The following is a 23,328-nucleotide window of genomic DNA, read 5'->3' on the forward strand; positions in this document are numbered from 1 at the left end:
GTGTTAGTAAGACGCCGACGCGCGGGTAAGGTCTGCGGCTGTGAGTGGTACTTCCGCAGCTCTTCAGCCTCCGGCCGACGCCGCGCCGCCGGTGCGTCATCCCGACGCGCCCGCGCCCGGTGAGCTGCTCGGCGCGCACTACGGCGAGTGCTTCGGCTGCGGTGGCGCACAGCCCCACGGGCTGCATCTGGCGGCCCGCGCGGGCGAGGGGGTCTCGGTCACCGCCGAGTTCACCGTCCGCCCCGCCCACCAGGGCGCCCCCGGTCTCGCGCACGGCGGGGTGCTGGCGACCGCCCTCGACGAGACGCTCGGTTCGCTGAACTGGCTGCTGCGCACGATCGCGGTGACCGGACGCCTGGAGACCGACTTCGCGCGGCCCGTCCCCGTGGGCACGGTGCTGTACCTGGAGGCCCGTGTCACCGCCGTCGCCGGGCGCAAGATCTACTCGACCGCGACCGGACGGATCGGCGGCCCCGAGGGCCCCGTCGCCGTCCGCGCGGACGCGCTCTTCGTCGAGGTGAAGGTCGACCACTTCATCGACAACGGCCGCCCGGAGGAGATCCGGGCCGCCATGAACGACCCGGACCAGGTCCGGCGTGCCCGTGCCTTCGAGGTGAACCCGTGAGCCGTGAACCCGTGAACGTGCTGATCCGGCGCGTCGACCCCGACGTACCGCTTCCGTCGTACGCGCACCCCGGCGACGCGGGAGCCGATCTGCGCACCACCGAGAGCTGTGAACTGAAGCCCGGCGAGCGGGCCGTGCTGCCCACCGGGGTGTCTGTCGCGCTGCCGGAGGGGTACGCGGCCTTCGTGCACCCCCGATCCGGTCTCGCCGCCCGCTGCGGTGTCGCTCTCGTGAATGCCCCGGGGACGGTGGATGCCGGGTACCGTGGGGAGATCAAGGTGATCGTGGTGAATCTCGACCCGCGCGAGGCGGTGCGGTTCGAGCGCTTCGACCGGATCGCCCAACTGGTCGTCCAGCAGGTCGAGCGGGTCAGCTTCCAGGAGGTCGCGGAGCTGCCCGACTCGGTGCGGGCCGAAGGGGGCTTCGGGTCCACCGGAGGCCATGCCGCGGTGGCCGGTACGAACAGCACAAGCGGTCAGGCCGCCGTCGGCGGCGCAACGGGTGGGAATCGATACGCTTCGGTCGTATCCGACCGGGAAGGACAGTGACGTGTTCGGACGTCGCAAGAAGAAGGATGCCGCCGAGGGCGCGGCCGGCGAGGCCGAGCAGGTCGTCGACAGTGTCGACACTGAGGCGGACGACGAGGGCGAGCGCGAGCGCGTGAGGCTCGAGCCCGAGCCGCGGCCCGACGGGCCCTGGGACGACTCCGAGGTGCGTGAGCCCGGCGAGGGCCGCGTGGACCTCGGCGGTCTGTTCGTGCCCGGTGTGGACGGCATGGAGCTGCGGGTCGAGGTCGCGGGCGACGCGATCGTCGCGGCGACCGTCGTGCTGCGCGACAGCGCCATCCAGTTGCAGGCCTTCGCCGCGCCCAAGCGCGAGGGCATCTGGGGCGAGGTGCGCGAGGAGATCGCCACCGGCATCACCCAGCAGGGCGGCATCGTCGACGAGGTCGAGGGTCCGCTGGGCTGGGAGCTGCGCGCGCAGGTGCCGGTGCAGCTGCCGGACGGCACGGGCGGTTTCCAGGTCGTGCGGTTCGTCGGTGTGGACGGTCCGCGCTGGTTCCTGCGCGGTGTGATCTCGGGTCAGGGCGCGGTGCAGCCGCAGGCGGCCGGTCTGCTGGAGCAGATCTTCCGGGACACGGTCGTGGTCCGCGGCGAGGGCCCGATGGCGCCCCGCGACCCGATCGTCCTGAAGCTGCCGAACGACGCCCAGATGGTCCCCGAGGGCGTCCAGCAGCAGGAGGAGGGCTCCCGCTTCTCCGGCGGCATGGGCCAGTTGCAGCGCGGCCCGGAGATCACCGAGGTCCGCTAGCCAGACGTACGAGAGGGCCGCACCCCGTCACGGGGTGCGGCCCTCTCGTATGCGCGGACTCTTGACGGCGCATTGGTCTGTACCTACCGTCTCGGCCCAACGCGTCTGTTCATAAAGGCGCTTCACGTTCACATACGAGAACGGAAGGCCCCCACCCATGCCCCCACGTATGCGCAGAACCGCTCTCCTCACGGCCGCGGCCGCCCTCGTCGCCGGCGCCCTCGCCTGGCCCGCCGACGCCGCGCCCACCACCTTCGCCCACCCCGGAGTCACCGTCTCCCAGGGCCAGTTGGACTTCGCCCGCACCAAGGTCAACGCCGGCGCCCAGCCCTGGAAGGGCGCCTTCGACCAGCTGCTGGCGAGCAAGTACGCCGATCTGAACCGCACCCCCAAGCCCCGCGCGGTCGTCGAATGCGGCTCCTACTCCAACCCCAACTACGGCTGCACCGACGAGCGCGAGGACGCCATAGCCGCGTACACCGACGCCCTCGCCTGGTACATCACCCGCGACGACCGGTACGCCAAGAAGGCCATCCAGCTGATGGACGCCTGGTCCGCGACCCTCACGGACCACACCAACAGCAACGCCCCGCTCCAGACCGGCTGGGCCGGCTCCTCCTGGCCCAAGGCCGCCGAGATCATCAAGTACACGTACACCGGCGGCTGGGCGAACTCCGGCCGCTTCGCGACCATGCTCCGCAACGTCTACCTCCCCGAGATCATCAACGGCTCCAACTCCAACGGCAATTGGGAGCTGTCGATGATGGAGGCCGCCGTCGGCATCTCCGTCTTCCTGGAGGACAGGACGTCGTACGACAAGGCCATGGCGAAGTTCCGCACGCGCACCGCCGCCTACGTCTACCTCGCCTCCGACGGGTCCGTGCCCAAGACCGTGCCGAGCCAGAACCTCGACACCACCGCGAAGATCGTCGCCTACTGGCAGGGCCAGTCCACCTTCGTCACCGGCCTCACCCAGGAGACCTGCCGCGACTTCACGCACACCGGCTACGGCATCTCCGCCATCTCGCACATCGCCGAGACCAGCCGCATCCAGGGACAGGACCTCTACGGCACCGACGTGGGCGAGCGGCTGCGGCAGGCGCTCGGCTTCCAGGCGAAGTACGAGCTGGGGACCGCCGTTCCCGGCTGGCTGTGCGGGGGGTCGCTGAAGCTCGGGCTCGGACCGGTCACCGAGGTCGGCTACAACGCCCTCCACAACCGCCTCGGCATCGCCATGACCAACACCCAGACCCTGACCGAGCGGAACCGCCCGGCCGGCTCCAACAACCTCTTCGTGGCCTGGGAAACGCTCACCCACGGGGACAATCCGAGCTGACCGACCGTTGAACATGCCGGGCGCCCTTCGTGATACTGGCGCCCGGTCGCCGGCTTCGCCGGCTTCACGGGGGAGGGACACATGAGCCAGGTGGTCACCGAGACCATGGTCCGGATCGAGAACGTCCACAAGTCCTACGGTCGCGGCGCCGGCGTCGTCCACGCGCTGCGCGGGGTCTCGCTGGAGGTGCCGCGCGGGGAACTCGTCGCCCTCAAGGGGCGGTCGGGGTCCGGGAAGACCACGCTCCTCAACATCGTCGGCGGGCTCGACACACCCGACCAGGGGCGCGTCGAGGTCGGCGGACGCGACCTCGCAGGCCTGGACGAGGACGGACTGCTGGCGCTGCGCCGGGACCACATCGGGTTCGTCTTCCAGTCCTTCGGACTCATCCCGATCCTCACCGCCGCCGAGAACGTCGGCGTCCCCATGAGACTGCGCCGGGCCGACGCACGCGCGCGTGAGGAGCGCGTCGAGCTGCTGCTGTCCCTGGTGGGCCTCGCCGACCACGCCGGCCAGCGGCCCACCGAGCTCTCCGGCGGCCAGCAGCAGCGCGTCGCCATCGCCCGCGCCCTCGCCAACAGCCCCTCGCTGCTCGTCGCCGACGAGCCCACCGGCCAGCTCGACGCGGAGACCGGGCACGCCGTCATGGAGCTGCTGCGGGCCGTCGTCCGCAGTGAGCACGTGACCGCCCTCGTCGCCACGCACGACGCGACCCTGCTGGACCTGGCCGACCGGGTGCTGGAGCTGAGCGACGGGGAGATCGTCGAGGTCTGAGACGCGCCGGGGGCGCCGTCAGGGTTGCGTCAAAGACGGTCCGCCGAGGGCCCTTCGACCCCTTTTGCCGCACGTGGTGGCCGTAAGGTCGACGCTGCGCAGGCAGCAGTGACCGGAAGACAATGGGACCCATGGGACGCGGCAAGCTTCGGATCTACCTCGGTGCGGCACCGGGCGTCGGCAAGACGTACGCGATGCTCTCCGAGGCGCACCGGCGCATCGAGCGCGGTACCGACTGCGTCGTGGCCCATGTCGAGCACCACGGCCGGCCGCGCACCGAGGTGATGCTGCACGGCCTGGAGCAGGTCGCCCACCGGGAACTGGAGTACCGGGGGACCGTCTTCCAGGAGATGGACGTCGACGCGGTGCTGCGCCGCGCTCCCGCGGTCGCCCTGGTGGACGAACTCGCCCACACCAACATCCCCGGCTCCCGCAACGCCAAGCGCTGGCAGGACGTGGAGGAGCTGCTCGCGGCCGGGATCGACGTCGTGTCGACGGTCAACATCCAGCACCTGGAGTCCCTCGGCGACGTCGTCGAGTCGATCACCGGCGTACGGCAGCAGGAGACGGTCCCCGACGAGGTCGTACGACGTGCCGACCAGGTCGAGCTGGTCGACATGTCGCCGGAGGCGCTGCGGCGGCGGATGGCGCACGGCAACATCTACCAGCCGGACAAGGTCGACGCCGCCCTGTCGAACTACTTCCGCCCCGGCAACCTCACCGCGCTGCGCGAGCTGGCGCTGCTGTGGGTGGCCGACCGGGTCGACGAGTACCTGAAGCAGTACCGCAGCGACCACCGGGTCTCGAAGATCTGGGGCTCGCGCGAGCGGATCGTCGTCGGTCTGACCGGCGGCCCCGAGGGGCGCACGCTGATCCGCCGGGCCGCGCGGCTCGCCGAGAAGGGCGCCGGCGGCGAGGTGCTCGCCGTCTACATCGCCCGCAGCGACGGGCTGACATCCGCCTCGCCCAAGGAACTCGCGGTGCAGCGCACCCTCGTCGAGGACCTCGGCGGCACCTTCCACCATGTGATCGGCGACGACATACCGGCCGCGCTGCTGGACTTCGCGCGCGGCGTCAACGCCACCCAGATCGTGCTCGGCTCCTCGCGCCGCAAGACCTGGCAGTACGTCTTCGGGCCCGGCGTGGGCGCCACGGTCGCCCGGGAGTCCGGGCCCGACCTCGACGTCCACATCGTCACCCACGACGAGGTCGCCAAGGGCCGCGGACTCCCCGTCGCCCGCGGCGCGCGGCTCGGGCGGGCGCGGATCATCTGGGGCTGGGCGGTCGGCGTGGCCGGCCCCGCCGTCCTGGCGGTGCTGCTCAACACCGTCCACCTCGGCCTCGCCAACGACATGCTGCTGTTCCTGACGCTGACGGTGGCGGCCGCGCTGCTCGGCGGACTGCTGCCCGCGCTGGCCTCGGCCGCGGTCGGCTCGCTGCTCCTGAACTACTTCTACACACCGCCCCTGCACCACTGGACCATCGCCGACCCGAAGAACATCGTCGCCATCGTGATCTTCGTCGGCGTCGGGGTCTCGGTGGCCTCGGTCGTCGACCTGGCCGCCCGGCGCACGCATCAGGCGGCCCGGCTGCGGGCCGAGTCGGAGATCCTCTCCTTCCTGGCGGGCAACGTGCTGCGCGGCGAGACCAGCCTGGAGGAGCTCCTGGAGCGGGTCCGGGAGACCTTCGGCATGGAGTCGGCGGCCCTGCTGGAACGGGCGAGCGACGTCGAGCCCTGGACCTGCGCGGGCCGCGCCGGGCTCGGCCGTCCCGTGCAGCGGCCCGAGGACGCCGACGTCGACATGCCGGTCGGCGACCACATGGCCCTCGCCCTGACCGGGCGGGTGCTGCCCGCCGAGGACCGCCGGGTGCTCGCCGCGTTCGCCGCGCAGGCCGCGGTCGCCCTGGACCGGCGGCGCCTCCAGGAAGAGGCCGACCAGGCCCGCACGCTGGCCGAGGGCAACCGCATCCGCACCGCCCTGCTGGCGGCCGTGAGCCACGACCTGCGGACCCCGCTCGCCGGGATCAAGGCCGCGGTGTCCTCGCTGCGCTCCGACGACGTGGCGTGGTCCGAGGAGGACCAGGCCGAGCTGCTGGAGGGCATCGAGGAGGGCGCCGACCGGCTCGACCACCTCGTGGGCAACCTCCTGGACATGTCCCGCCTCCAGACCGGCACCGTCACCCCGCTCATCCGGGAGATCGACCTCGACGAGGTGGTGCCGATGGCGCTCGGCGGGGTGCCGGAGGACAGCGTGGAGCTGGACGTCCCGGAGACGCTGCCCATGGTCGCCGTCGACGCCGGGCTGCTGGAGCGGTCGGTGGCCAACCTGGTGGAGAACGCGGTCAAGTACAGCCCGCCCGGCAGCCCCGTCCTCGTCTCCGCCAGCGCCATCGCCGACCGGGTCGAGGTCCGGGTGGTCGACCGCGGCCCCGGCGTCCCGGACGAGGCCAAGGAACGCATCTTCGCGCCCTTCCAGCGCTACGGCGACGCCCCGCGCGGCGCCGGAGTCGGACTCGGCCTCGCCGTCGCCCGCGGCTTCGCCGAGGCCATGGCAGGCACCCTCCACGCCGAGGACACGCCCGGCGGCGGCCTCACCATGGTGCTGACCCTCAGAGCGGCGGAAACGGCCCCCGGGCCACGACCGCTCGTACAACCCGAAAGGCAGGCCACATGACCCGGGTGCTCGTGATCGAAGACGAGCCGCAGATCGTGCGCGCCCTCGTGATCAACCTCAAGGCCCGCAAGTACGAGGTCGACGCGGCCCACGACGGCGCCACCGCCCTCCAGCTGGCCGCCGCCCGCCACCCCGACGTGGTCGTCCTCGACCTCGGCCTGCCCGACATGGACGGCGTCGAGGTGATCAGGGGACTGCGCGGCTGGACCCGGGTGCCGATCCTCGTGCTGTCCGCCCGGCACTCCTCCGACGAGAAGGTCGAGGCCCTCGACGCGGGCGCCGACGACTACGTCACCAAGCCGTTCGGCATGGACGAGCTGCTGGCCAGGCTGCGGGCCGCCGTCCGCCGGGCCGAGCCGGTCGGCCCGGGCGACGACGACGTGACCACGGTGGAGACCGCGGAGTTCACCGTCGACCTCGCCGCGAAGAAGGTCAACCGGGGCGGCAAGGACGTACGCCTGACCCCCACGGAGTGGCATCTGCTGGAGGTGCTGGTGCGCAACGGCGGCCGACTGGTCAGCCAGAAGCAGCTGCTCCAGGAGGTGTGGGGGCCGTCGTACGGGACGGAGACCAACTATCTGCGCGTGTACATGGCGCAACTGCGGCGCAAGCTGGAGGCGGACCCGTCGCATCCGAAGCACTTCATCACGGAGCCGGGGATGGGTTACCGGTTCGAGGGGTGAGCTGCGGGGCGGCCGGGGGTCCGGGGGTTGTCCCCCGGGGGATGCAGCATCACGGAGCCGGGGATGGGCTATCGGTTCGAGGGTTAGTACCGCGGGTACGAAGGGGGCAGTGCACCCCGGTAGGCTTCACATATGAGTGCTGTTCCGCGTTCCGAGAAGCCGGTGGGCCGGTTCCGGCGCATGCTCGACCGGCTCTCCACGTCCCAGGAGGACCTGGAGTCGGAGGAGCTGCGGGAGGATGCCGAGACCGCCGGCTGCATCAAGATCGGCGACTGTCACGACCGACAGATCGTGACGGTTACTGGTACCTTGCGCACGGTCACGCTGCGTCCCAGAGCCGGTGTCCCGGCGCTGGAGGCCGAGCTGTTCGACGGCTCCGCCGCGCTGGACGTGGTGTGGCTCGGCCGGCGCTCCATCGTGGGGATCGAGCCGGGGCGCAAGCTGATCGCATCGGGCCGGATCTCGATGAGCCGGGGCCGCCGGGTGCTGTTCAACCCGAAGTACGAACTGAGACCCCTCGGTAGGGAGTAGCCGGTGACGTCGCTCGACAAGCCGACCGAAGAGACCGATCAGCACGACGCCCGGGCGGTGACCGAGGCCGCGCTGTTCGAGGCCTTCGGAGGCCTGCGGGGCATGGTCGAGACGGTGCTGCCCGGCCTGCTCTTCGTCACGATCTACACGATCAACAAGGACCTGCACATGTCCGCGATCGCCGCGCTCGCGGTGTCGCTGGTCCTGGTCGTGGTCCGGCTGGTGATGCGGGACACCGTCAAGCACGCCTTCAGCGGTGTCTTCGGCGTGGCCTTCGGCGTGGTCTTCGCGATGATGACCGGCAACGCGAAGGACTTCTATCTGCCGGGCATGCTGTACACGCTCGGACTGGGCCTCGCGTACATCATCACGACGCTGTGCGGGGTGCCGCTGATCGGCCTCATCCTCGGGCCGGTGTTCAAGGAGAACCTCTCCTGGCGCACCCGCAACCCGGGCCGCAAGAAGGCGTACGCGAAGGCGAGTTACGCCTGGGGCGCGATCCTGCTGGCCAAGTGCGCGATCCTCTTCCCGCTGTACTGGTGGGCCAACACCGCGCAGCTCGGCTGGGTCCTGGTCGCCCTCAAGATCCCGCCGTTCCTGCTCGCCGTCTGGCTGACGTGGGTCTTCCTGGCGAAGGCACCGGCGCCGATCGACGTGTTCGCCGAGATGGAAGCGGCCGAGAAGGCGGAGGAAGAGCGCAAGGCGGCCCTGGCCGAGGAGCGCGGCGAGACCACGGGGGCTCGGCACCGGCGCGAGGCGTAGTTTCCCTCACGACGTTTCGCTCACGACGTTTCGCTCACGACGTTTCCCTTACGACGACGGAGGGCGCCCCGGGTGATCCGGGGCGCCCTCCGTCGTCGTACCGCCTAGGACGCGTCCTCGCGACGCACCGACAGCAGGTCCTCCAGCTGCTCCTCGCGGGCCTGGGCCGCCACGAAGAGGAGTTCGTCGCCCGCCTCCAGGGAGTCCTCGCGGGACGGGGTCAGGACGCGGGTGCCGCGGATGATCGTCACCAGGGACGTGTCCTGCGGCCATTCCACGTCGCCGACCTGCGTGCCGGCCAGGGCCGACTCCTCCGGCAGGGTCAGCTCGACCAGGTTCGCGTCGCCGTGGCTGAAGCGGAGCAGGCGGACCAGGTCGCCGACGCTCACCGCCTCCTCGACCAGGGCCGACATCAGGCGGGGCGTCGAGACGGCGACGTCCACGCCCCAGGACTCGTTGAAGAGCCACTCGTTCTTCGGGTTGTTCACCCGGGCGACGACGCGCGGGACGCCGTACTCCGTCTTGGCGAGGAGCGAGACGACCAGGTTCACCTTGTCGTCGCCCGTCGCGGCGATCACGACGTTGCAGCGCTGGAGCGCCGCCTCGTCCAGGGACGTGATCTCGCAGGCGTCGGCCAGCAGCCACTCCGCCTGGGGGACCCGCTCGACCGAGATGGCGGTCGGAGCCTTGTCGATGAGAAGGACCTCGTGGCCGTTCTCCAGCAGTTCGCCCGCGATCGAGCGGCCGACCGCACCGGCACCGGCAATGGCGACCCTCATCAGTGACCGCCCTCCTCTTCGGGACCCTTGGCGAAGGACGCCTCGACCTTGTCGACCTCGTCGGTGCGCATCATCACGTGCACCAGGTCGCCCTCCTGCAACACCGTCTGCGAGGTGGGCAGGATCGCCTCGCCCAGCCGGGTCAGGAACGCCACGCGGACGCCCGTCTCCTCCTGGAGGCGGCTGATCTTGTGGCCCACCCAGGCGGCGGAGGTGTGCACCTCGGCGAGCTGGACACCGCCGGTGGGGTCGCGCCACAGCGGCTCGGCGCCCGAGGGGAGGAGGCGGCGGAGCATCTGGTCGGCGGTCCAGCGGACCGTGGCGACCGTCGGGATGCCCAGACGCTGGTAGACCTCGGCGCGGCGCGGGTCGTAGATGCGGGCCGCGACGTTCTCGATGCCGAACATCTCGCGGGCGACGCGCGCGGCGATGATGTTCGAGTTGTCACCGCTGGAGACGGCGGCGAACGCGCCCGCCTCCTCGATGCCGGCCTCGCGCAGGGTGTCCTGGTCGAAGCCGACGCCGGTGACCCGGCGGCCGCCGAACCCGGAGCCCAGTCGACGGAAGGCGGTGGGGTCCTGGTCGATCACGGCGACCGTGTGCCCCTGTTGCTCCAGGGTCTGGGCGAGAGCGGAACCCACTCGCCCGCAGCCCATGATGACGATGTGCACGACCGTCCTTCCGAATGACGAATGTCAAGAGTCGTTGACTTGGCCTTAACAGGGTCTCAGACCGGCCACCAAGCTACACACGCGCGGTCCGTGCCGGGCACCCCTGTGCAGGGCTCGGCGCGATCAGCGGCGGCTGATGCTGCGCAGGCTCACAAGAGTCAGGATTCCGAGGCCGAGGAGAGTGGCGGCGGCGCCGATCAGCTCTGCGGTGGTGTGCACGGGACCTCCGGGGGCGGTGCGGGCGGGGGTCTTGTCATATAGGCATGGGGACGGGGAGGGGTGCGGAATCCGTTGCCGGGCCGTTGGCCGATTTCACTCGGAGGGCAGATCGGGGACGGATGTGGGGTGGCGGGTGGTTGAGCACCCGTTCGAACGCTTAGGCTTCTCTGTTGTGTCCAAACTGACCGACGTGCCCAAACGGATCCTGATCGGGCGCGCACTGCGCAGTGACCGGCTCGGGGAAACGCTCCTGCCGAAGCGCATCGCCCTTCCCGTGTTCGCCTCCGACCCGCTGTCCTCCGTGGCCTACGCGCCCGGCGAGGTGCTGCTGGTCCTGTCCATCGCGGGCGTGTCGGCGTACCACTTCAGCCCCTGGATCGCGGTCGCGGTCGTCGTGCTGATGTTCACGGTGGTCGCCTCCTACCGGCAGAACGTGCACGCGTACCCGAGCGGCGGCGGCGACTACGAGGTGGCCAACACCAACCTCGGCCCGAAGGCCGGGCTCACGGTCGCCAGCGCCCTGCTCGTCGACTACGTCCTCACCGTCGCCGTGTCCATCGCCTCCGGCATCGAGAACCTCGGCTCCGCCGTGCCGTTCGTCGTCGAGCACAAGGTGCTCTGCGCGCTCGCGGTGATCGTGCTGCTCACGCTGATGAACCTGCGTGGCGTGAAGGAGTCCGGCTCGCTGTTCGCGATCCCGACGTACGTGTTCGTCGCGGGCGTCTTCATCATGATCGCGTGGGGCGCGTTCCGCGGGCTGGTCCTCGACGAGACCATGCGGGCGCCGACGGCCGGTTACGAGATCAAGGCCGAGCACCAGGGGCTGGCCGGTTTCGCCCTCGTCTTCCTCCTCCTGCGGGCCTTCTCCTCCGGCTGTGCGGCGCTGACCGGTGTCGAGGCGATCTCCAACGGTGTTCCGGCGTTCCGCAAGCCGAAGTCCAAGAACGCGGCGACCACGCTCGCGGCGATGGGCCTGCTGGCCGTGACGATGTTCTGCGGCATCATCGCGCTCGCCATGACGACCAAGGTCCGCATGGCCGAGAACCCGGCCGAGGACCTGCTGAAGGACGGGGTCGCGATCGGCGCCGACTACGTCCAGAACCCGGTCATCTCGCAGGTCGCCGAGGCCGTCTTCGGCAAGGGCAGCTTCCTGTTCATCGTGCTGGCGGCGGCGACGGCGCTGGTGCTGTTCCTGGCCGCCAACACGGCCTACAACGGCTTCCCGCTGCTGGGCTCGATCCTCGCCCAGGACCGCTACCTGCCGCGCCAGCTGCACACCCGCGGCGACCGTCTCGCGTTCTCCAACGGCATCGTGCTCCTCGCGAGCGCGGCGGGCCTGCTGGTCTGGATCTACGGCGCCGACTCCACGCGCCTCATCCAGCTCTACATCGTCGGCGTGTTCGTGTCCTTCACGCTCAGCCAGACCGGCATGGTCCGGCACTGGAACCGCCACCTGGCCACCGAGAAGGACGCGGCGACCCGCAGCCACATGATCCGCTCCCGGGCGATCAACGCCTTCGGCGCCTTCTTCACCGGCCTGGTGCTGGTCGTCGTCCTCGTCACCAAGTTCACGCACGGCGCCTGGGTCGCGCTGCTCGGCATGGTGATCTTCTACGCGACGATGTCGGCCATCCGTAAGCACTACGACCGCGTCGCCGACGAGATCGCGGCCCCCGAGGGACCGAGCGACGACAGCGTCCGCCCGTCCCGGGTGCATTCGGTGGTGCTGATCTCCAAGATCCACCGGCCGACGCTCAGGGCACTGGCGTACGCCAAGCTGCTGCGCTCGGACACCCTGGAGGCGCTCAGCGTCAACGTCGACCCGGTCGAGACCAAGGCGCTGCGCGAGGAGTGGGAGCGGCGCGGGATCGACGTACCGCTGAAGGTCCTCGACTCGCCCTACCGCGAGATCACCCGGCCCGTCATCGAGTACGTGAAGAGCCTGCGCAAGGAGTCGCCGCGGGACGCGGTGTCCGTGATCATCCCCGAGTACGTCGTCGGCCACTGGTACGAGCACCTGCTGCACAACCAGAGCGCGCTGCGGCTGAAGGGCCGGCTGCTGTTCACGCCGGGCGTCATGGTGACCTCGGTGCCCTACCAGTTGCAGTCCTCCGAGGCGGCGAAGAACCGGGCCCGCAAGCGGCAGGAGTGGAACGCGCCGGGTGCGGTGCGGCGTGGTCCGGCGCACGAGCGGGCGAAGGAGACGTCCTCGCAGCCGTAGACTGGCTCCTCTTTCCCTTCCTTCCCCTTTTCCCCTTGACGACGTTGTGGAGTCACCCCGCCATGCAGGCAGAACCGAAGAAATCGCTGGTGGGGGTGGACTTCGAGGTCGAGGTCGGCCCGGTGGCCCACGGCGGGCACTGCATCGCCCGCACCGCCGACGGCCAGGTCCTGTTCGTCCGGCACGCGCTGCCCGGTGAGCGGGTCGTGGCGCGGGTGACCGAGGGCGAGGAGGGGGCGCGGTTCCTGCGTGCGGACGCCGTGGAGATCCTCGGCGCGTCCAAGGACCGCATCGAGGCACCCTGTCCCTTCGCCGGTCCCGGCCGCTGCGGTGGCTGCGACTGGCAGCACGCCAAACCGGGTGCGCAGCGCAGGCTGAAGGGCGAGGTCGTGGCCGAGCAGTTGCAGCGGCTCGCCGGGCTCACGCCCGAGGAGGCCGGCTGGGACGGCACCGTGATGCCGGCCGAGGGCGACAAGCTGCCGGCGGGTGAGGTGCCCGCGTGGCGGACGCGTGTGCAGTACGCGGTGACGCCGGACGGCCGTGCGGGACTGCGCCGGCACCGCTCGCACGAGGTCGAGCCGATCGACCACTGCATGATCGCGGCGCCGGGCGTCAGCGAGCTGGGTATCGAGGCGCGGGACTGGTCCGGGATGGCGTCGGTGGACGCGATCGCGGCGACGGGTTCGCAGGACCGCATGGTCATCCTGGAGCCCCGCCCGGGCGCCCGCCTCCCCCTCGTCGAACTCGACAAGCCCGTGTCCGTCATGCGCGTCGACGAGAAGGACGGCGGCATCCACCGCGTCCACGGCCGCGCGTTCGTGCGCGAGCGGGCCGACGGGCGGACGCACCGGGTGGGCAGCGGCGGCTTCTGGCAGGTCCACCCGATGGCGGCCGACACCCTGGTCACGGCGGTCATGCAGGGGCTGCTGCCGCGCAAGGGCGAGATGGCGCTGGACCTGTACTGCGGGGTGGGCCTGTTCGCGGGCGCGCTCGCCGACCGCCTCGGCGACCAGGGCGCGGTCCTCGGCATCGAGTCCGGCAAGCGGGCCGTCGAGGACGCCCGGCACAACCTCGCCGACTTCGACCGCGTCCGCATCGAGCAGGGCAAGGTGGAGTCGGTCCTGCCGCGCACCGGGATCACCGAGGTCGACCTCATCGTCCTGGACCCGCCCCGCGCGGGCGCGGGCCGCAAGACGGTGGAGCACCTGGCGGGGCTGGGGGCGCGGCGGATCGCGTACGTGGCGTGCGATCCGGCGGCGTTGGCCCGGGATCTGGGGTACTTCCGGGACGGGGGGTATCGGGTGCGGACGCTTCGGGTGTTCGATCTGTTTCCGATGACGCATCACGTTGAGTGCGTCGCGATCCTTGAACCGGCTGCAAAGGGCTCTTGACCTGGTGTTTTGCTCAGGAGCCCGGGTAGGGGATCGCCGACGGTGCCGGCTACTCCAAGGCGGCTGTGCTGAAGCGCTTCGGCTCGAAGGAGCGGATCCAGGACGCAAGTCTGGCTTCGACGCTGTCGAGAACGCCTCGCAGGCCGCGAGCAGGTGCGCGTCGGCTCGCGGTTCATGCGTAAGGGCCGTTGCCGTAGGTCAGGTGTTGCCGGGAGAGCCCGCGGGGCCGATGCTGCGTAGCAGCCGTTCTCCGGACTCGCGTAGCCGGTCCTTGGTCTCGTCGAGGCCGGATGCGAGCAGGGCGTGATCGCGTTTGCGCCAGGTGCCGGCGACCATCACGGCTTCGATGTTGGCGATGTCGGCGTGCAGGACCGTGGCGATCGGGTCGTGCGCCGGCCACAGGTTGAGCGCCCGGGCGTCGACGGCGACCACGTCGGCCTGCATGCCCGGCTCGATCCGGCCGACCTTGTCTGCCAGGCCCAGCGCCTTCGCTCCTTCGACCGTGGCCCAGGCGAGCGCCTGTTTGCCGGTGACGGACGGTGTGTTGGCGTACGTGCCGGTCGTCTGCCGGTGGTGGGCGTGGTCCAGGCTGCGCTGGTGGGCCAGGGCGATCCGGGCGGCGGTGAGGACCGTGCCGGGTACGGCGGTGTCGATGTCGGTGCCCAGCGAGGGTGCCGCGCCCAGGCTCAGCAGGGATCCGGTGATGGGTGTGCCGTGCCCCTGGCCCAGTTCGTTCTCCGGGGTGGTGGTGAAGGTGACGCCCGCTGCGACGAGGGTCTTGATCCAGTCCTCGGGCAGGTCGGCTCCGTGCACGATGTTGGTGAGGGGGCTGAACAGCCCGGCAGCACGTACCGCATCCCAGCCGGGTGCGGGGTCGCCGCCGCTCTGGTGCATCGAGACGACGAGGCCGCGTTCGGCGCCGGCTCGGAAGTCGGCCACCGCGGTCTCCGGCGAGGAGTACTGCGGGCCCTGGAGTGCCATGCCCAGGGTGAGGAGGTCGTGGTCGCGGACGGGGCCGTCGAGCAGCCGGTCGATCTCGGCGAGCGGGTGGGGTGTGTCCGGCGAGCGGTAGGGCGTGCCGTGCAGGAAGACGGCCCGGATCCCGGCCTGGACCAGTCCCTCGACGGCCGCGTCGGCGTGTTCGAGGGAAAGGGCGTTGTGGCACCAGTCGCCCACCGTGGTCGTACCGCAGTTGAGCTGGTTCAGGGCGCCGGCGAGATTGCTGATGTGCAGGTCGGCTGGGGTGTAGTGCCCGGCGCACGCGCCGTGGAGGTGGGTGAGGTACTGCATCAGCGTCCAGTCGGCGCCCGCGGAGCGCAGCGCGGTCTGCCAGGTGTGCAGATGGGCGTTGACCAGGCCGGGGACGAGGACGCGGCCGGAGAAGTCGACGACCTCGGCGTCGGGCGCCTCGATGGTTTCGCCGACGGCGGCGATGGTCTCGCCGTCGACGAGGATGTCGGCATGCTCGGCGTCGGGCCGGTCCGGCGCCATCGTGATGACCTGCGCCCCGCGCAGCAGTATGCGGCTCATTCAGTGGCCCCCGAACCGGGGGAGGTGCGGCTCTGCTGGGACATGGTGCGGCTCCTTGCCTCGGGCGTCACTGCCCGCACGGCGGCTTGTGTGGTGGTGAGGAGATCCCGAGTGGCGATGTGCCCGATGTAGCCGTCGGGACGGATCAGCAGCAGGGTGTCGCCGGTCAGGCCGTAGGCACTGCGCAGTGTGTCCTCGGGGTCGGAGAAGTCCGCGGACGGTCCGACGGCGATCCGCTTCAGCCGGGCGCCCGTCGGCGGCCAGTCGAGGAGTTCGAGGTCCCGGGCGGCGCCGGGGCCGTAGGCGAGGGCGGTGAAGTGCGGTCCCTGGAAGAGGGTGAACAGGCGGGTCTCGGAGCCGTCGGCGCCGAGCAGCCGGGCGTCCGGGGCACGGTCGCCCACGTGCAGCGTGCCGGTGTCGCCGCTGTCGCCGTCGGCGGGGGCGAGCGGGCCGCCGTAGTAGGTCAGGGCGAGCTGCTGTTCGTCCTTGCCACGCTTCATGCTGGAGGGGTCCAGCTTGGCGAGGCCGCCCCACTTCTCCGTGGACAGTCCCAGGACCCCGGCGGCGATCGGCTGCCGCTCGGCCTCGTAGGTGTCCAGCAGGGCCGGGTCGGCTCCGGCGAGGACCTGGCCGAGCTTCCAGCCGAGGTTGTAGCCGTCCTGCATACCGGTGTTCAGGCCCTGGGCACCGGCCGGGGTGTGGACGTGCGCGGCGTCGCCGACGAGGAAGACACGTCCGCGGCCGTAGCGCTTCGCCAGGCGGATGTTGGGCCGGAACACGGACGTCCAGTGGATCTCGTGCAGCTGGATGTGCCGGTTGCGGGTGTGGGAGTGGATCCGGTCGATGATGGCGCCGATCTCCTGGGGCGGCTTCTCGTCGGGCGTGAGCCGGATCATCCACTGGAACATGTCGCTGTCGGGGAGCGGGCAGGCGCCGATGAGCTTGCCGCCGAGGCCGGGCCACATGTGCCACCGGTTGCGGGCCAGGCCACTCACGGAGGCGTCCACGATCAGCACGCGGTCGGCCTCGTCCGTCGTCCCTACGAAACCGATGTCGAGTTGCTTGCGCACCGCGCTGGAGCCGCCGTCGGCCCCCACGGCATAGCGGGCGACGATCTCCTCGACCCCGTCCGCGCCCACCACCTTGGCGGTCACCGTGTCCTCGTCCTGCGTCAGCTCGGTCAGTTCCTTGCCGAACTCGACCTCGCGGCCGAGCTCACCGAGCCGGGCGTGCAGGGCGCGGTCCGTGCGGAACTGCGGGATCAGCCAGGTGTTCGGGTACGGGACGTCCGGGGTCGCCTCTCTGTGGGGGAACATCTTCCACGGCACCCCGATGGGTCCCGCGTGGATCCCGAGCTTGGGATAGATGTCGCCGCCGGCCAGCACGTCGTCGAGAGCGCCGAGGTCTTCCAGGACTTCCAGGCTGCGCGGCTGGATGCCCTTGGCGCGCGAGCCGTCGAAAGCGTGGGGGGACCTGTCGACGATCCGGACGTCGAGTCCGCGGCGTACGAGGTCGATCGCCAAGGCGGAGCCGGACGGGCCGGCACCGATGATCAGGACGTCGATGGCCTGCGGACTGTTCATGAGTCGAGCCTTTGCGTGCGTGCGGACAGGAACGGGACGAGCTGATCGGCGACGTCGCGAGGCCGTTCGAAGGGGGCCATATGCCCGCATTTATTGATTACGTGATCTTTCTGAGGCTTCAGCAGAGCGCGCGCTGTGTCGAAGTGCACCAGCGGCGTGACGTTGTCCTCGTCGCCCCACAGCAGCAGCGTCGGAATGCCCAGCGCCCCCGTCCGCCGGAAAAGGTCGTCACGGCCGGCGAGCGGCAGGTGCTGCAAGGTGTCGAAGACCGCGTACAACGAGCCCTCGAAGCGGAACGCGTCGAGGACCATCTCGGTCAGCTTCGCGCCGAGCTCGGGGTCCCGGACGTTGTGCCCCAAGTGCCCCTGGAGCAGCTGAAGGCCGCGACGGCGGGCGACCACTCCGGCCAGCAGATCGCTGCGCAGCAGCCGGTCGGGGGAGGCCAACCGCGGTTTCGCGAGACCGGCGGGGCCGACGATGGTGAGCGTGGACACCGACGAGCGGTGGTGGGCGGCGTACGTCATGCTGACCAGCGCGCCCATGGAGGTGCCGACCAGGTGCAGGGGCCCGTCCGTCAGGCCGAGCCGGTCCGTCAACTCCGCCAACTGCCGCGTGAACAGCGTCTCGTCGTATCGCGCCGGTACCCGGTCGGAGTAGCCGCGGCCGTAGGCGCTGTAGGTCAGCGTGCGCAGCCCGCGGGCGTGCAGCTCGCTGACGAGGCCGTCCCAGTAGGACAGCGGGATGGTCAGACCGCCCGCCATCAGGACCACATCCCCGTCCCCGGGCCCCGTCAACTCGTAGTGGGTGACGCCGTCGGACAGCTCGATGAAACTGCCGCGCAGCGCCTCGCGCGAGTCGGCGGTGAGCTTGCGGTCCTCGCCCGGGGCGACGAAGTACTTCATGGAACGGGCCTCCTTGCCCTTGGTGCGCGGGGGTGTCGGCTAGTTCGCGGGGGTCTCGGCGCGCGAGCCGAGGAACTTCGCGATCGCGTCCGCGACCCACTGCGGTTCCTCCTCCGGCAGCAGATGTCCGCCGTGGGGGTGGACGAGCTCCCGCGCGCCGGGGATGTCGCGGGTGAAGTGCTGGCCGTCGATGCTCGCGCTGCGCAGCACCAGCGTGGGCACCGTGATGCGGGGGATCTGCGCGCTGCGGTCCGGCTGGTCGGTGTTGCAGAAGTCGACGAAGGCCGAGCGGTTGCCGGGGCGGCTCATGAGCTGATGGGCGCGGTCCACCATGGCGTCGTCCACGATCTGCGAATGCGGCCCGACGGCCTCTCGCAGGTTGCGTTCGAGTGCCCCGCGCGGCATCACTCGCCTCAGCAGGGGCCGCACCAGCGGGTTGCGGGCCAGGCGCATCCCCGCGGGCACCGTCTTCTCCGGGTAGCCGGTGGCATTGACCAGCACCAGGCCGGTCAGCCGCTCCGGATGATCCAGCGCCACGTTCCAGGCGATGTTGCCGCCCAGGGAATTGCCGGCCAGCGTGAAGCGCGGCACGCCCAGCGCCTCCATGAAGCCCGCCACCGTCGCGGCGTACGCCGGAACGCGGTAGTCGCGGTCCTTGCGCGGGCCCGTCAGCCCGAACGCCGGCAGGTCGGGACGGATGACATCGAACGAATCCCACAGCAGATCCGCCACGCGGTCGAAGTGATGCAGGGATGAGGCACTGCCGTGCAGCAGCACGAGTGCCGGGCCGTGACCAGCACGCTTGTAGTGGATCCGCAGGCCGTCCACCTCGACGAACCGGGAATCGGGCTGGGGCTCGGACCAGGTACTCATAATGGCTACACTGTTACCGATAAGGTGGGTGTGTCAAGAGGAAGCCGGTTGCTGGCCGAGTGGATTCCGGTCGGCCCCCACGCGATGGTGCTGCGGGAGCGCTGTGGCGCGGTCCTGCTCAAGGCGGGCTTCGAGGCCTCACTGGCCACGCGTGCGTATGTGACGCTGGCTCGCTACGTCATCCCGGCCTGACGTCGGTCGCGTGCCGGACCGGGACAAATCGCGTCCTGCGCGAGACGCTGCCCGCATGACATCCGAATCCGCGTCCCCAGCCACGTCGCCGGCCGACGCCTCCGACGCCTCGTACCGCTTCGACGACCTGACCGCCTTGTACGTCAACTGCACCCTCAAGCCGTCCCCGCAGCTCAGTCACACCCAGGGGCTGATCGACAAGAGCGCGGAGATCATGATGTCGCGCGGGGTGACCACGTCCGAGATCCGTGCCGTCGACCACGACATCGCGCCCGGCGTCTATCCGGACATGACCGAGCACGGCTTCGCCGTCGACGAGTGGCCCGCGCTCTACGAGCGGGTGATGGCCGCGGACATCCTGGTCATCGCCGGGCCGATCTGGCTGGGCGACAACAGCTCGGTGACGAAGAAGGTGATCGAGCGGCTCTACGCCTGCTCGTCCCTGCTCAACTCGCAAGGGCAGTACGCCTATTACGGCCGCGTCGGCGGCTGTCTCATCACCGGCAACGAGGACGGCGTCAAGCACTGCGCGATGAACGTCCTCTACAGCCTCCAGCACCTCGGCTACACGATCCCGCCGCAGGCCGACGCCGGCTGGATCGGTCCGGCGGGACCCGGACCGTCGTATCTCGACGCCGGTTCGGGCGGCCCGGAGAACGACTTCACCAACCGCAACACCTCGTTCATGACCTGGAACCTCATGCACCTCGCCGCGCTGCTGAAGCGGGCCGGGGGCGTCCCCGCGTACGGCAACCAGCGGTCCCAGTGGGACGCCGGGTGCCGGCCGGGGGCGGAGAATCCGGAGCACCGGTGACCTGAGCACTGATGACCCGAGCACCGTTGCCCCGAGCGCCGTTGCCCCGAGCACCGTCGAGGCGCACCACGCCGGGGCCGGTGCGGCGGAAAACTTGACCGAACCGGGGCCGCCGGCAAGGCGTCAAAGTGCTGGCCACGACGCATACTTCACGATGCGGGGACGTCTCGCCAGGACGTGGGGGAGTGACCGGGTGAGCGGTGTGGGGGACGGGCTGGGCAAGGTCGAGGTGAAGCTTCGCTGGGATCCGAGCCCGTACGGGGAACCTCCTCGGCATCTCGACATCATCGCCGCGACCTACTCGGTCGACGATCCTCACGGGCGGCCGGTGTATGTCGTGCACCACGACAGCCGGTCCCCGGACGGCACGATCAACATGACCCGGCACAGCGAGACCGGCATGGGGTACGGGTTCGTCGAGGCGATGGTGCTGGAGTTCGACCGGGTGTCGTCCGCCTACGGGCGGGTGGTGGTCGGGGTGGGCATCCATCAGGACAGCGGTCCCCGCACGTTCGGCGAGATCGCCAACGCCGGGGTGGTCGTCGTGGAGGGCTATCGGCCGCTGCTCGCCGACGACTTCACGACGGTCGCCGACGCCACGGCCGCGACGGTCGTGGAGTTCACCAGGGACGAGTCGGGGGCGTGGCGGTTCCGCGGCATGGTCCGGGGATACGACAGCGATCCGGTGCTCTTCGCCGCCGAGATGGGCACCATGCGGCGGTGAGCGGTGAGCGGTGAGCGGTGAGCGGCCGTGAGTCGGTGATCACCGGACGGCAGAATGGCCGCATGACCGTTTACTGCGCTGTGCTGGACGACTACCAGGGCGCCGCCCTGACCCTGGCCGACTGGAGTGCCCTCGACGGCAGGGTCGAGGTGCGGGCGTTCCGTGAACACATCGCCGACCGGGACAAGTTGGTCGCCGAGCTCGCCGACTGCGAGATCGTCGTGGCCATGCGGGAGCGCACCCCCTTCGACGCCGACCTGCTGAGCCGGCTGCCGAGGCTGCGGCTGCTGGTGACCACCGGGATGCGCAACGCCTCCATCGACCTCGCCGCGGCCACGGCCCAGGGCGTCACCGTCTGCGGTACGGCGAGCAGTTCGACCCCGCCCGTCGAACTCACCTGGGCGCTCCTGCTCGGCCTCGCCCGGCATGTCACCACCGAGAGCCGTGCCCTGCGCGAGGGCGGACCGTGGCAGTCCACCGTCGGACAGGACCTGCACGGCCGCACCCTCGGCCTGCTGGGGCTCGGCAAGATCGGCAGCCGGGTCGCCAGGGTCGCGACCGCCTTCGGAATGGAGGTGGTGGCGTGGAGCCGGCACCTCACCGCCGAGCGGGCGGCGGAGGAAGGGGTCCAACTGGCCGACGGCAAGGCGGACTTGCTGCGGCGCAGCGACTTCGTCTCGGTCCACCTGGTGCTGTCCGACCGCACCCGCGGCCTGCTCGGCGAGCCGGAACTGCGCGCCATGCGCCCGCACGCGTTCCTGGTCAACACCTCCCGCGCGGCGATCGTCGACCGGGCCGCCCTCCTGCGGGCGCTGCGCGAGGGCTGGATCGCCGGCGCGGGCCTCGACGTCTTCGACACCGAGCCGCTGCCCGCCGACGACCCCCTGCGCGCCCTCCCGAACGTACTGGCCACGCCCCACCTCGGCTACGTCACCGAGCACAACTACCGTACGTACTACCGGGAAGCGGTGGAGGACATCGCCGCGTTCCTGGACGGTAGCCCGGTGCGCGCGCTGAACTAGCGGCAGGGCCGCCGATGTACGTCGGCGCGCGCTGAACTAGTGGCCGGGCCGCCCACGTACGTCCACCCGTGCACGCGCTGAGCTAGTGGCCGGGCCGCCCACGTACGTCCACCCGTGCGCGCGCTGAACTAGTGGCCGGGCGCCCGTCGTACCCCCGTCGCCGCCATCAGCGCCCCCAGCACGCACAGCGCGCCCGCGACCAGCACCGACGTGTGCACGCCGTTCATGAAGGCCTGGTGGCTGCCCTCGACGACCGCCGACTTCAGTTGCGTCGGCATCTCGGCCGAGACGGGGGCCGCGCCCATCGCCACCGCGTCCTTCGCCTCGGCCAGGCCGTTCGCCGCCCCGGCCGGGACGCCGGCGGAGGTCAGTTCGTCCGTCAGCGTGGCGCCGACGCGGCCGGTGATGAGGGAGACCAGCACGGACGTACCGAGCGCGCCGCCGATCTGGAGCGCGGTCGCCTGCAGACCGCCCGCCACGCCACCGTCCTTCACCGGCGCGTTCCCGACGATCGCGTCGGAGGAGGACGCCATCACCATGCCGACGCCCAGGCCGAGGGCGATGAACGGCGGCCACATGGTGGTGTACGACGAGTCCGCGCCCCAACTCAGCATCGTGAAGCAGGCGACCGCCTGGAGGGCCATGCCGAGCGGCATCGTCAGGCGCGGGCCGAAGCGGTCGGTGAGCGCGGCGCCCAGCGGGGAGGCCACGACCGAGGCCAGGCTCAGCGGCAGGGTGCGGACGCCGGCCTCGACGGGGGAGAAGCCGCGCACGTTCTGCAGGTACAGCATCACGAAGAAGATCACACCGAGCAGCACGAAGAAGTTCAGCGCGGTGATGACCGTGCCGATCGTCAGCGCCGGGTTGCGGAACAGCCGCATCGGCAGCAGCGGGGACGCCACCCGGGTCTCGTACCAGCCGAAGACCAGCAGGAGCAGCACGCCCGCCGCCATCGCGCCCAGCGTGCCGGCCGAAGTCCAGCCCCACGTCTCGCCCTTGACGACACCGAAGACCACGGCGAGCAGGCCCAGCGCGAGGAGGACGACACCGGCGCCGTCGAACTTCTCGCCCGCGGCGGCGGAGTTGCGGCTCTGCGGCAGGACCGCGGCGCTGAAGACGATCGCCACCACGCCGATGGGAGCGTTGATGTAGAAGACCGACTCCCAGTTGACGTGCTGGACGAGCAGTCCGCCGACGATGGGGCCGAGGGCCGTCGACACCGAGGAGACCATCGCCCAGATGCCGACGGCCATGCCGAACTTCTTCGGGGGGAACACCGCGCGCAGCATGCCCAGGGTGTTCGGCATCAGCAGCGCGCCGAAGAAGCCCTGGAACGCGCGGAAGACGATGACGCCGGTGATCGAGCCGGACAGGCCGATGGCGACGGACGCGGCGGTGAAGCCCGCGACGCCGATCAGGTAGAAGGTGCGGCGGCCGAAGCGGTCGCCGAGCTTGCCGCCGAGGATCAGGGCCGCGGCGAGCGCCAGCAGATAGGAGTTGGTGACCCACTGGAGGTCGGCCGTGGAAGCGTTGAGATCCCTGCCGATCTCCGGGTTGGCGATCGAGACGACCGAACCGTCGAGGCCGACCATGAAGAGGCCGAAGGCGACGGCTATGAGGGTCAGCCAGGGATTGGCGCGCGGACCGCGGGGTGTCGTCGCGGTGGGGGCGTGCGTGGAAGTGGCCAGGGTGTCGGAGGGCATGGCTGTG

At 70.7% G+C, this 23,328-nt stretch carries 22 protein-coding genes; 15 read left to right on the top strand and 7 right to left on the bottom strand.

Annotation, left to right across the window (positions count from 1 at the left end; genetic code table 11):
- Nucleotides 1-40 precede the first annotated feature (40 nt).
- The 9 genes from EJC51_RS35455 to EJC51_RS35495 all read left to right on the top strand — a co-directional run bounded on the left by EJC51_RS35455 (nucleotide 41) and on the right by EJC51_RS35495 (nucleotide 8,697).
- Nucleotides 41-625 (top strand): PaaI family thioesterase, encoded by a 585-nt coding sequence (locus EJC51_RS35455; protein WP_126274777.1) that lies wholly within the window; start codon nucleotides 41-43, stop codon nucleotides 623-625.
- Nucleotides 622-1,173, top strand: a complete 552-nt coding sequence (dut, locus tag EJC51_RS35460; protein WP_097269828.1) for a dUTP diphosphatase — start codon at nucleotides 622-624, stop codon at nucleotides 1,171-1,173. Before EJC51_RS35455 ends, dut begins: the two co-directional genes overlap by 4 nt.
- 1 nt (nucleotide 1,174) lies before the next feature.
- Nucleotides 1,175-1,936: a DUF3710 domain-containing protein gene (locus EJC51_RS35465; protein ID WP_059198609.1), complete on the top strand. Its 762-nt coding sequence runs from the start codon at nucleotides 1,175-1,177 to the stop codon at nucleotides 1,934-1,936.
- 169 nt (nucleotides 1,937-2,105) lie between these two features.
- Nucleotides 2,106-3,272 (top strand): alginate lyase family protein, encoded by a 1,167-nt coding sequence (locus EJC51_RS35470; RefSeq protein ID WP_126274778.1) that lies wholly within the window; start codon nucleotides 2,106-2,108, stop codon nucleotides 3,270-3,272.
- A gap of 81 nt (nucleotides 3,273-3,353) precedes the next feature.
- A complete protein-coding gene (locus tag EJC51_RS35475) occupies nucleotides 3,354-4,046 on the top strand; it encodes an ABC transporter ATP-binding protein (protein ID WP_126274779.1) in 693 nt (230 codons plus the stop codon).
- Nucleotides 4,047-4,177: 131 nt separating this feature from the next.
- On the top strand, nucleotides 4,178-6,721 hold the full coding sequence (locus tag EJC51_RS35480; protein ID WP_126274780.1) for a sensor histidine kinase: 2,544 nt from the start codon (nucleotides 4,178-4,180) through the stop codon (nucleotides 6,719-6,721).
- Nucleotides 6,718-7,404 (top strand): response regulator, encoded by a 687-nt coding sequence (locus tag EJC51_RS35485; protein ID WP_126274781.1) that lies wholly within the window; start codon nucleotides 6,718-6,720, stop codon nucleotides 7,402-7,404. Before EJC51_RS35480 ends, EJC51_RS35485 begins: the two co-directional genes overlap by 4 nt.
- Nucleotides 7,405-7,536: 132 nt before the next feature.
- The gene (locus tag EJC51_RS35490; RefSeq protein ID WP_059198614.1) at nucleotides 7,537-7,935 is read left to right on the top strand and encodes an OB-fold nucleic acid binding domain-containing protein; all 399 of its coding nucleotides are present in this window, start codon (nucleotides 7,537-7,539) and stop codon (nucleotides 7,933-7,935) included.
- 3 nt (nucleotides 7,936-7,938) lie between these two features.
- On the top strand, nucleotides 7,939-8,697 hold the full coding sequence (locus EJC51_RS35495; protein WP_059198615.1) for a DUF3159 domain-containing protein: 759 nt from the start codon (nucleotides 7,939-7,941) through the stop codon (nucleotides 8,695-8,697).
- A gap of 104 nt (nucleotides 8,698-8,801) precedes the next feature.
- Here EJC51_RS35495 and EJC51_RS35500 read toward each other — a convergent pair whose 3' ends face one another.
- Both EJC51_RS35500 and EJC51_RS35505 read right to left on the bottom strand, forming a co-directional pair.
- On the bottom strand, nucleotides 8,802-9,476 hold the full coding sequence (locus tag EJC51_RS35500; protein WP_059198616.1) for a potassium channel family protein: 675 nt from the start codon (nucleotides 9,474-9,476) through the stop codon (nucleotides 8,802-8,804).
- Nucleotides 9,476-10,147, bottom strand: a complete 672-nt coding sequence (locus EJC51_RS35505; protein ID WP_059198617.1) for a potassium channel family protein — start codon at nucleotides 10,145-10,147, stop codon at nucleotides 9,476-9,478. Before EJC51_RS35505 ends, EJC51_RS35500 begins: the two co-directional genes overlap by 1 nt.
- 391 nt (nucleotides 10,148-10,538) lie before the next feature.
- Between EJC51_RS35505 and EJC51_RS35510 the strand changes: the two genes are divergently transcribed.
- Together EJC51_RS35510 and EJC51_RS35515 are read left to right on the top strand one after the other, a co-directional pair.
- The gene (locus EJC51_RS35510) at nucleotides 10,539-12,587 is read left to right on the top strand and encodes an APC family permease (RefSeq protein ID WP_126274782.1); all 2,049 of its coding nucleotides are present in this window, start codon (nucleotides 10,539-10,541) and stop codon (nucleotides 12,585-12,587) included.
- A gap of 62 nt (nucleotides 12,588-12,649) precedes the next feature.
- Entirely contained in the window at nucleotides 12,650-13,978 is a 1,329-nt protein-coding gene (locus EJC51_RS35515) for a class I SAM-dependent RNA methyltransferase (RefSeq protein WP_126274783.1), read from the top strand.
- A gap of 198 nt (nucleotides 13,979-14,176) precedes the next feature.
- Here the strand turns inward: EJC51_RS35515 and EJC51_RS35520 are convergent, their stop codons facing one another.
- The 4 genes from EJC51_RS35520 to EJC51_RS35535 are packed head-to-tail and all read right to left on the bottom strand — an operon-like array spanning nucleotide 14,177 to nucleotide 18,866.
- Nucleotides 14,177-15,508 (bottom strand): amidohydrolase family protein, encoded by a 1,332-nt coding sequence (locus tag EJC51_RS35520; protein WP_126274784.1) that lies wholly within the window; start codon nucleotides 15,506-15,508, stop codon nucleotides 14,177-14,179.
- A complete protein-coding gene (locus EJC51_RS35525; RefSeq protein ID WP_126274785.1) occupies nucleotides 15,505-17,091 on the bottom strand; it encodes an FAD-dependent oxidoreductase in 1,587 nt (528 codons plus the stop codon). The genes EJC51_RS35520 and EJC51_RS35525 overlap by 4 nt, the downstream gene beginning before the upstream one ends.
- Complete coding sequence (locus EJC51_RS35530) at nucleotides 17,088-17,993, bottom strand: alpha/beta fold hydrolase (RefSeq protein ID WP_126274786.1); 906 nt, start codon at nucleotides 17,991-17,993, stop codon at nucleotides 17,088-17,090. Before EJC51_RS35530 ends, EJC51_RS35525 begins: the two co-directional genes overlap by 4 nt.
- 39 nt (nucleotides 17,994-18,032) lie before the next feature.
- Nucleotides 18,033-18,866: an alpha/beta fold hydrolase gene (locus EJC51_RS35535; protein WP_126274787.1), complete on the bottom strand. Its 834-nt coding sequence runs from the start codon at nucleotides 18,864-18,866 to the stop codon at nucleotides 18,033-18,035.
- Between the two features lie 30 nt (nucleotides 18,867-18,896).
- Between EJC51_RS35535 and EJC51_RS47920 the strand changes: the two genes are divergently transcribed.
- The 4 genes from EJC51_RS47920 (at nucleotide 18,897) to EJC51_RS35550 (ending at nucleotide 21,618) form a co-directional block, all read left to right on the top strand.
- Nucleotides 18,897-19,058: a hypothetical protein gene (locus EJC51_RS47920; RefSeq protein WP_166682933.1), complete on the top strand. Its 162-nt coding sequence runs from the start codon at nucleotides 18,897-18,899 to the stop codon at nucleotides 19,056-19,058.
- Nucleotides 19,059-19,113: 55 nt separating this feature from the next.
- Nucleotides 19,114-19,872, top strand: coding sequence for a flavodoxin family protein (locus EJC51_RS35540; protein WP_126274788.1), 759 nt, complete (start codon nucleotides 19,114-19,116; stop codon nucleotides 19,870-19,872).
- Between the two features lie 154 nt (nucleotides 19,873-20,026).
- On the top strand, nucleotides 20,027-20,596 hold the full coding sequence (locus EJC51_RS35545) for a TerD family protein (protein ID WP_126274789.1): 570 nt from the start codon (nucleotides 20,027-20,029) through the stop codon (nucleotides 20,594-20,596).
- 62 nt (nucleotides 20,597-20,658) lie between these two features.
- Complete coding sequence (locus EJC51_RS35550; protein ID WP_208870762.1) at nucleotides 20,659-21,618, top strand: D-2-hydroxyacid dehydrogenase family protein; 960 nt, start codon at nucleotides 20,659-20,661, stop codon at nucleotides 21,616-21,618.
- Between the two features lie 128 nt (nucleotides 21,619-21,746).
- Here EJC51_RS35550 and EJC51_RS35555 read toward each other — a convergent pair whose 3' ends face one another.
- Nucleotides 21,747-23,321: an MFS transporter gene (locus tag EJC51_RS35555; RefSeq protein ID WP_126274790.1), complete on the bottom strand. Its 1,575-nt coding sequence runs from the start codon at nucleotides 23,319-23,321 to the stop codon at nucleotides 21,747-21,749.
- Nucleotides 23,322-23,328 lie beyond the last annotated feature (7 nt).

The organism is Streptomyces aquilus, from assembly GCF_003955715.1.
GTDB classification, from domain to species: Bacteria; Actinomycetota; Actinomycetes; order Streptomycetales; family Streptomycetaceae; genus Streptomyces; species Streptomyces aquilus.

Bases quoted from the DNA above. Each gene is read 5' to 3' on its own strand.
- EJC51_RS35470 (WP_126274778.1), top strand. From the start codon at position 2,106: ATGCGCAGAACCGCTCTCCTCACGGCCGCGGCCGCCCTCGTCGCCGGC.
- EJC51_RS35475 (WP_126274779.1), top strand. From the start codon at position 3,354: ATGAGCCAGGTGGTCACCGAGACCATGGTCCGGATCGAGAACGTCCAC.
- EJC51_RS35480 (WP_126274780.1), top strand. From the start codon at position 4,178: ATGGGACGCGGCAAGCTTCGGATCTACCTCGGTGCGGCACCGGGCGTC.
- EJC51_RS35485 (WP_126274781.1), top strand. From the start codon at position 6,718: ATGACCCGGGTGCTCGTGATCGAAGACGAGCCGCAGATCGTGCGCGCC.
- EJC51_RS35490 (WP_059198614.1), top strand. From the start codon at position 7,537: ATGAGTGCTGTTCCGCGTTCCGAGAAGCCGGTGGGCCGGTTCCGGCGC.
- EJC51_RS35500 (WP_059198616.1), bottom strand. From the start codon at position 9,476: ATGAGGGTCGCCATTGCCGGTGCCGGTGCGGTCGGCCGCTCGATCGCG.
- EJC51_RS35515 (WP_126274783.1), top strand. From the start codon at position 12,650: ATGCAGGCAGAACCGAAGAAATCGCTGGTGGGGGTGGACTTCGAGGTC.
- EJC51_RS35520 (WP_126274784.1), bottom strand. From the start codon at position 15,508: ATGAGCCGCATACTGCTGCGCGGGGCGCAGGTCATCACGATGGCGCCG.
- EJC51_RS35525 (WP_126274785.1), bottom strand. From the start codon at position 17,091: ATGAACAGTCCGCAGGCCATCGACGTCCTGATCATCGGTGCCGGCCCG.
- EJC51_RS35530 (WP_126274786.1), bottom strand. From the start codon at position 17,993: ATGAAGTACTTCGTCGCCCCGGGCGAGGACCGCAAGCTCACCGCCGAC.
- EJC51_RS35535 (WP_126274787.1), bottom strand. From the start codon at position 18,866: ATGAGTACCTGGTCCGAGCCCCAGCCCGATTCCCGGTTCGTCGAGGTG.
- EJC51_RS35540 (WP_126274788.1), top strand. From the start codon at position 19,114: ATGACATCCGAATCCGCGTCCCCAGCCACGTCGCCGGCCGACGCCTCC.
- EJC51_RS35545 (WP_126274789.1), top strand. From the start codon at position 20,027: ATGCGGGGACGTCTCGCCAGGACGTGGGGGAGTGACCGGGTGAGCGGT.
- EJC51_RS35550 (WP_208870762.1), top strand. From the start codon at position 20,659: ATGACCGTTTACTGCGCTGTGCTGGACGACTACCAGGGCGCCGCCCTG.
- EJC51_RS35555 (WP_126274790.1), bottom strand. From the start codon at position 23,321: ATGCCCTCCGACACCCTGGCCACTTCCACGCACGCCCCCACCGCGACG.